General features: G+C 73.1%; 7 protein-coding genes. All 7 read right to left on the bottom strand.

What is annotated here, in order from left to right; genetic code table 11:
* On the bottom strand, positions 1-2,347 hold a 2,347-nt coding region (locus IRZ18_00240), incomplete at its 3' end, for an AAA family ATPase (protein MBX5475540.1).
* A gap of 32 nt (positions 2,348-2,379) precedes the next feature.
* The gene (locus IRZ18_00235) at positions 2,380-2,640 is read right to left on the bottom strand and encodes a stage V sporulation protein S (protein ID MBX5475539.1); all 261 of its coding nucleotides are present in this window, start codon (positions 2,638-2,640) and stop codon (positions 2,380-2,382) included.
* Positions 2,641-2,755: 115 nt separating this feature from the next.
* On the bottom strand, positions 2,756-3,361 hold the full coding sequence (gene rnc, locus IRZ18_00230; GenBank protein MBX5475538.1) for a ribonuclease III: 606 nt from the start codon (positions 3,359-3,361) through the stop codon (positions 2,756-2,758).
* Between the two features lie 143 nt (positions 3,362-3,504).
* The gene (gene fabF / locus IRZ18_00225) at positions 3,505-4,833 is read right to left on the bottom strand and encodes a beta-ketoacyl-ACP synthase II (protein ID MBX5475537.1); all 1,329 of its coding nucleotides are present in this window, start codon (positions 4,831-4,833) and stop codon (positions 3,505-3,507) included.
* 13 nt (positions 4,834-4,846) lie between these two features.
* Entirely contained in the window at positions 4,847-5,083 is a 237-nt protein-coding gene (acpP, locus tag IRZ18_00220) for an acyl carrier protein (GenBank protein ID MBX5475536.1), read from the bottom strand.
* A 43-nt stretch (positions 5,084-5,126) separates the two neighbouring features.
* On the bottom strand, positions 5,127-5,888 hold the full coding sequence (gene fabG, locus IRZ18_00215) for a 3-oxoacyl-[acyl-carrier-protein] reductase (protein ID MBX5475535.1): 762 nt from the start codon (positions 5,886-5,888) through the stop codon (positions 5,127-5,129).
* Between the two features lie 13 nt (positions 5,889-5,901).
* Complete coding sequence (gene fabD, locus IRZ18_00210) at positions 5,902-6,780, bottom strand: ACP S-malonyltransferase (protein ID MBX5475534.1); 879 nt, start codon at positions 6,778-6,780, stop codon at positions 5,902-5,904.
* Positions 6,781-6,809 lie beyond the last annotated feature (29 nt).

The raw sequence follows: 6,809 nt of genomic DNA, 5'->3' as shown, positions 1-6,809 counted from the left end.
CGGCGCGCCGGGCCGCCGCCTCCCGCGCCGAGCGGGCGTCCTCCAGGGCCCCCCTCGCCCGGTCCAGGGCCGCGGCCGCCTCCGCGTACGCCCGCTCGGCGAACGCGCGCGCGCGCTCGGCGTCCCGCGCCTCGGCCGCCAGCCTCGCCGCCTCCGCGCGCGCGGCCTCCAGCTCGGCGGCGGCCCGGCGGGCGGCGGCCGCCGCGGCTGCAGCCTCCTGCGCGGCCTCGCGGAGGGCGGCCGCGGCCTCGGCGGCGGCGCGCTCCCGCGCCACGAGCCCGGGGCCGGCGCGCCGCGCGACGCCGCCCGTCATGGCTCCTCCCGGGTGGACGACCTCGCCGTCCAGGGTGACGACGCGCACGCGGTATCCGGACGCCGCGGCCAGCCGCCGGGCGGCTTCCAGCGTCCGGGCGACGAGCACCCGGCCCAGCAGGTGGCGCACGGCCGGCGCCGCCTCGGCAGGCGCGTCGACCAGATCGGCGGCCCAGCCCAGAGCGTCAGGCTGGCGGGCCAGATCCCGCTCGCGCTCCCCCGGCCCCGACGAGCGCAGGCCGCCGAGCGGGAGGAACGTCGCGCGGCCGGCCTTCTCGCGCTTCAGCCAGTTAATGGCGCGCTCGGCGCCGGCGCCGGTCCGCACGACGATGTCCTGGGCGCTGCCGCCGAGGGCGACTTCGATGGCGCGTTCCAACTCGGCGGGCACGCGGACGAGCTCGGCGACCGCGCCCAGCACTTCCGCGAGGTCGGGGTGGCCGCGCCGCCAGGCCTGCAGCACCGCGCGCGGGCCGTCCGCGTAGCCGGCCGCGCTGCGGCGCACGTCGTCCCACACCTCCGCGCGGGAGCGCGCCTCGGCCTCGCGGCGCTGCGCGGCCGTCCACGCCTGCAGCGCCTCCTGGTGCGCCGCTTCCGCGCGCTCCCGGCGCGCCTCGGCCTCCTGCCATCGCGCCCGGCATTCCTCGTCGCGGCGCAGGGCGGAGTCCCGCTCCTCCTGCGCGCGCTGCAGTTCCCGCTCCGCCTCCTCGCAGCGCCGCGCCGCCTCTTCGAACCGCTCCTGAAGGCGCGCCGCCGCCTCCCGATCGCGCTCCGCGCGGCCGCGGGCGTCGGCTTCCAGGGAGGCGAGCCGGCGTTCCGCCTCCACGAGCGTCTCCTGGGCCGCCCGCAGGCGCTGGCGGGCGGCAGCCAGCGCCGCGTCGGCCGCGGCCCGTTCCGCGAGGGCCGGCTCGGTCTCCTGCTCCACCGCTTCCAGCGCCGCGCGGGCTTCCGCCCAGCGCGCGTCCTCCTCAGCCTGGCGCGACTTCGCCCGCGCGAGATTCTGCCGCAGGGCGTCCAGACGCGCCTCCGCCTGCCGCCGCTCCGCGGCGCGGAGCGAAAGCTGCTCCCGCGCGAGGGCCAGCTGGCGCGCGGCCGCGTCCAGGTCGCGACGCAACCGTTCCGCGGTCTCCACGGCCGCCGCTTCCTCCGACTCCGCCGCCTCCCGGGCGCGTTCCCGGTCGGCCAGCTCCGCCTCCAGTTCCTCCGCTTCGCGCCTGTGCGCCTCCAGCGCCTCGTTTTCCCGCGCGGCGCGCTCCTGCAACCGCTCCAGACGGCGAAGCAGGTCCTCCCATTCGGCGCGTAGGAGGCCCAATCCCAGGCGCCGGGCCTCGGCGTCCAGAAGCTCCCGCCGCCGCGCGCGCTCCGCCTGGCGCGCGAGGGGCCCGAGGCGTGATTCAAGATCCCGCACCCGATCCCGCAGGCGCTCGATCAGGGGCTCGACGCGCTGCAGGTGGCGCTCGGCCTCCAGGCACCGGGCGCGGTACCGCGTGATGCCGGCCGCCTCCTCCACGAGCGTGCGGCGGTCCTCGGGGCGGCCGTCCAGCACCGTCTCCACTTGACCCTGTCCGACGAACGCGTAGGCCCTCGGACCCACGCCGGTGCCGGCGAACAGGTCGACGATGTCCCGCGTGCGGCAGGGCGCGCCGTTGATCAGCGCCTCGCTGCCGCCCGCCCGGTCGACGCGCCGCGTGACGGAGACCTCGGAGGAGGGGACGGGCAGGAGGCCGTCGCCGTTGTCCAGGATGAGCTCCACTTCCGCCCAACCGGCCTGGCGGCGCGTCTCCGTGCCCGCGAAGATGATGTCGTCGAGCTTGGCGCCCCGCAGGTGGCGGGCGTTGTGCTCGCCGGTGACCCAGCGGATGGCGTCGGCGATGTTGCTCTTGCCGCTGCCGTTCGGCCCGACCACCGCCGTCAGGCCGGGCCCGAACTCCAGGACGGTCCGGTCGGCGAACGACTTGAACCCGATGATCTGCAACCGCCGGAGGTGCAGGCGGATACCCCTCTCAAAAAACAGAACCTGTGCGGAATTGTACCGCACAGGTTCGGCGCGTTGGGCCGCAGCGCGCGGTTTCAGCGCTCCTCGACGATGAACTTGATCGCCGTGCGCCCCTCGCCGTCGATCTCGATCTCCGCGAAGGCGGGGATGGCGACGATGTCGATGCCGTTCGGGGCGACGAAGCCGCGCGTGATGGCGATGGCCTTGACGGCTTGGTTCACCGCGCCCGCGCCGACAGCCTGGATTTCCGCAGAGCGCCGTTCGCGCAGCACCGCGGCCAAAGCGCCGGCGACCGCTTTGGGGTTCGAATTGGCCGACACTTTCAGGACTTCCACGATGTTTCGACCTCCCGACCTCCGCGTTGACGCCTGTCATCCGGCCGCGTGGATGTGGAAAGGCCATTCGCCAATTTACGGAAATTACCTGCCGGCGTTCCGACAAGTCGGCAAGTCAAATGAAGGAAATCGGGAGACGGGGCGAGGATTCGATCGCGCGCAGCGCCTCCGCCGCCGCGCGCTGCGAGGCTTCTTTCTTGGAGCCGCCCTCGCCGCGTCCAAGGACGCGGCCCGCGACGCGAACCTCGACGGTGAACCGGCGGCGGTGCGCCGGTCCCTCCTCCGCGACCACCACGTACTCGATGGGAACCGAGCCGTGCTGCTGCAAGATCTCCTGCAGCTGGCCGCGCGCGTTGGCGGGCGGGCGGCTGGCGGCCGCGACGATCGTCTCCCTGAGTTCCCTCTGGACGAAGCGTCGCGCGCTCTCCCATCCCCGATCGAGGTAGATCGCGCCCACGAAGGACTCGAAGAGATCGGTGAGGAGCTTCCGGCGGCGCCGTCCGCCCGTCGCCTCCTCGCTGCGTCCCAGGACGGCGAAACGCGGCAGGTCGAGGCGCGCGGCCGCCTCGGCGAGGGCGTGAGCCCGGACGGAGGCGGCGCGCCAATGCGTCAGCTCGCCTTCAGAAGCGTGCGGGAAGTGCGTCACGAGGTAGTCGCTCACGGCGAGCTCGATCACGGCGTCGCCGAGGAACTCCAGCCGCTCGTACGAGCCGGTGGCCACCGGATCCCCGCGCTCGAAGGCCCGCGAGGCGTGCGTGAAGGCCAGCCGGTAGAGCGACAGGTCGCCGACCGGCTCCCCGACGATGGCTTCGATCGCGGATTTCGTCAGCGCGGTCTGGTCGCTCGTCCGGGATCGCCCCCCTCTTACTCCTCCCAGCGCTTGAAGATCAGCGACACGTTGTGGCCGCCGAACCCGAAGGAGTTCGTCAGCGCCGCGCGCACCGCGGCCTGGCGCGCCCGGTTCGGCACGTAGTCGAGGTCGCACTCCGGATCCGGGTGCTCGTAGTTGATCGTCGGCGGAAGGACCTGGTCGAGCAGCGCCTTCACGCACACGACGGCCTCCACGGCGCCGGCGGCGCCGAGCAAGTGGCCCGTCATCGACTTCGTGGAGCTCACGGCCAGGCGGCGGGCGTGCTCGCCGAACACCGCCTTGATGGCCGCCGTCTCCGCCGCGTCCCCGACCGGCGTCGAGGTGGCGTGGGCGTTGATGTAGTCGATGTCCGCGGGGCCGAGCCCGGCATCCTCCAGCGCGAGCCGCATGGCGCGCGCGCCGCCCTCGCCGCCGGGCGCCGGCTGCGTGATGTGATACGCGTCGGCGGTGGAGCCGTACCCGCACAGTTCGGCGAGGATGCGCGCCCCGCGGCGACGCGCGTGCGCCTCCGTCTCCAGGATGAGGGCGCCCGCCCCCTCGCCCATGACGAACCCGTCGCGTTCGGCGTCGAACGGGCGCGAGGCCCGCTCGGGCTCGTCGTTGCGCGTGGAGAGCGCCTTCATGCTGGAGAAGCCGGCGATGGCGATCGGCACGAACGCCGCCTCGCTGCCGCCGACGACCATGATGTCGGCGTCGCCGCGCTGCAGGATGCGCAGCGCCTCCCCGATGGCGTGCGCGGACGAGGCGCAGGCCGTCACGTACGCGGCATTGGGGCCGCGCAGGCCGTAGTCGATCGCCGTCTGCCCGGCCGCGATGTTGGCGATCATCATCGGCACGAGGAACGGGCTGACGCGGTCCGGCCCGCGCTCCAGGAGCAGTTGGACCTGCTGATACAGCGTCTCCATGCCGCCGATGCCGCTGCCGAACGCGACGCCGACGCGCTCGCCGTCTTCTTTGGAGAAGTCGAGCCCCGACGCCTCCACGGCCATGCGCACGGCGGCGACGAAGAACTGGGCGTAGCGGTCGGTGCGCCGCGCCTCCTTGCGGTCCATGAACTGAAGCGGGTCGAAGTCGCGCACTTCGGCGCCGATCTTGACGTCGAACCCGCTGGTGTCGAAGCGCGTGATGCGACCGACGCCCGAGCGGCCGCTCAGCAAGCCCTCCCAGAACGCATCGACGCCGACGCCCAACGGCGTGACGACGCCCATGCCCGTCACGACCACGCGTGTCCGCTCCTGCACCCAAGACTCCCCCTGATCCGAATGGAAAGAAGGGCGAGCGCCGAGTCCACCCGACGACTCGCCCGAGAGCAATCTGAACATGTACGAGGCCGGACTAGCTGTGCGCCTGGACGTACTTCACGGCATCGCCGACCGTCGTAATCTTTTCGGCGTCCTCGTCCGGGATTTCCATGTCGAACTCTTCCTCAAGCGCCATGACGAGCTCCACGATGTCGAGCGAGTCGGCGCCGAGGTCGTCGATGAACGACGACTCGGGCGTGACTTGATCTTCTTCGACGCCCAGCTGTTCGACAATGATCTTCTTGATCCGGTTGAAAATCTCGTCGGCCACGGGGGCACCCCCTTCCCAGCGCGGCTCAAGGCCGCCAAACCGTCTAAAACATCGACGTGCACAAGCCGCCGTCGACGACCAGGACCTGGCCCGTGATGTAGCCGGCCGCGTCCGACGCGAGGAACGCGACCGCCGCGGCCACGTCCTCCGGGCGCCCGAAGCGCCCGAGCGGGATGGCCTGGGCCGCCCGCTCCTTCACGGCGTCGGCGAGCGCGCCGGTCATCTCGGTCTCGATGAATCCGGGCGCGACGGCGTTCACGGTGATGCCGCGCGGGGCCAGTTCCTTTGCCACGGCCTTCGTGAGGCCGATGACGCCGGCCTTTGCGGCGCTGTAGTTGGCCTGGCCGGCGTTGCCGACGATGCCCGCGACGGACGCGATGTTGATGATCCGGCCGCTTCGCTGTTTCAGCATCGGCCGGCTCGCCGCCTTCACGCCCCAGAACACGCCGGTCAGGTCGGTGTCGATCACCTGCGCCCAGTCTTCCGGCTTCAACCGCAGAAACACGTTGTCCCGCGTGATGCCGGCGTTGTTCACCCACACGTCGAGGCGGCCGAACCGTTCGAGCACCGCCTCCACCCATGCGTCCGCCGTGCCCGCCCGGGCGACGTCCCCTTCCAGGGCGAGACCGCGACGCCCCCTGCGCTCGATCTCCGCGACCACGTCCGCCGCCGCCTCGGGGCGCGAGACGTACGTGACGGCCACGTCCATGCCGGCATCCGCGAGGGCGAGCGCGACGGCCCGGCCGATGCCCCGCGAGCCTCCGGTGACGACGGCGACGCGCGCCGCCTCCTGAGCCAGACTCACTTTAGCAGACCCCCTAAACCTGAGGCAAACAAGTTTCCAGGTCTTCCGGGCCCTGGAAGGACACGGCCTCAGCGTCCGGCGCGATCCGCCGCACGAAGCCCGTGAGGGCCGTCCCGGGGCCGATCTCCACGAAGCGCCGCACGCCGCGCGCGGCCATCTCCCGCACGCTCTGCGACCAGCGCACCGGCGCGTCGACCTGGCGCAGGAGCGCGTCCTTGATCTCGGCCGCCGTCCCGTGCGGCCGCGCGTCCACGTTCGCCACCACCGGCCAGGACGGTTCGCGCCAGCTCAGCGCCTCCAGCTCCGGGACCAGTCGTTCCGCGGCCGGCCGCATGAGCTCGCAATGGAACGGCGCGCTCACCGGGAGCGTGACGGCGCGGCGCGCCCCCCGCGCCTTCGCCAGCGCCACGGCCCGCTCGACGGCCGCGCGCGTCCCGGAGACGACGACCTGCCCCGGGCAATTGTAATTGGCGGCGCGCACCGTTTCCCCTGCGGCCGCCTCGGCGCACACGGCCTCCACGACGTCGTCGGGAAGCCCCAGAATGGCGGCCATCGCGCCCTCGCCTTCGGGCACGGCCTCCTGCATGTACTTCCCCCGGAGATGGACGAGCCGCACCGCGTCCTCGAACGCCAGCGCTCCGGCCGCCACGACGGCCGTGTACTCGCCCAGCGAAAGGCCCGCGCTCACGTCCGGCCGGAAGCCCCGCGCCGCCAGCGCGGCGTACAGGGCGTAGCTCGCCGTGAGGATCGCGGGCTGCGTGATCTCCGTGCGCTGGAGAACCTCCGCCGGCCCCTCGAAGCACAGCCGCGTGATCGAGAAGCCGAGGGCCCGGTCGGCCCGATCGAAGACCTCGCGCGCTTCAGGAAACGCCTCGTAGGCGTCGCGCCCCATGCCGACGTACTGCGCCCCCTGGCCGGGAA

The sequence above is a fragment of the Clostridia bacterium genome, assembly GCA_019683875.1.
In the GTDB taxonomy this organism is placed as follows: Bacteria; Bacillota; Sulfobacillia; order RBS10-35; family Bu92; genus Bu92.
This window is presented reverse-complemented; position numbering and strand designations above follow the sequence as displayed.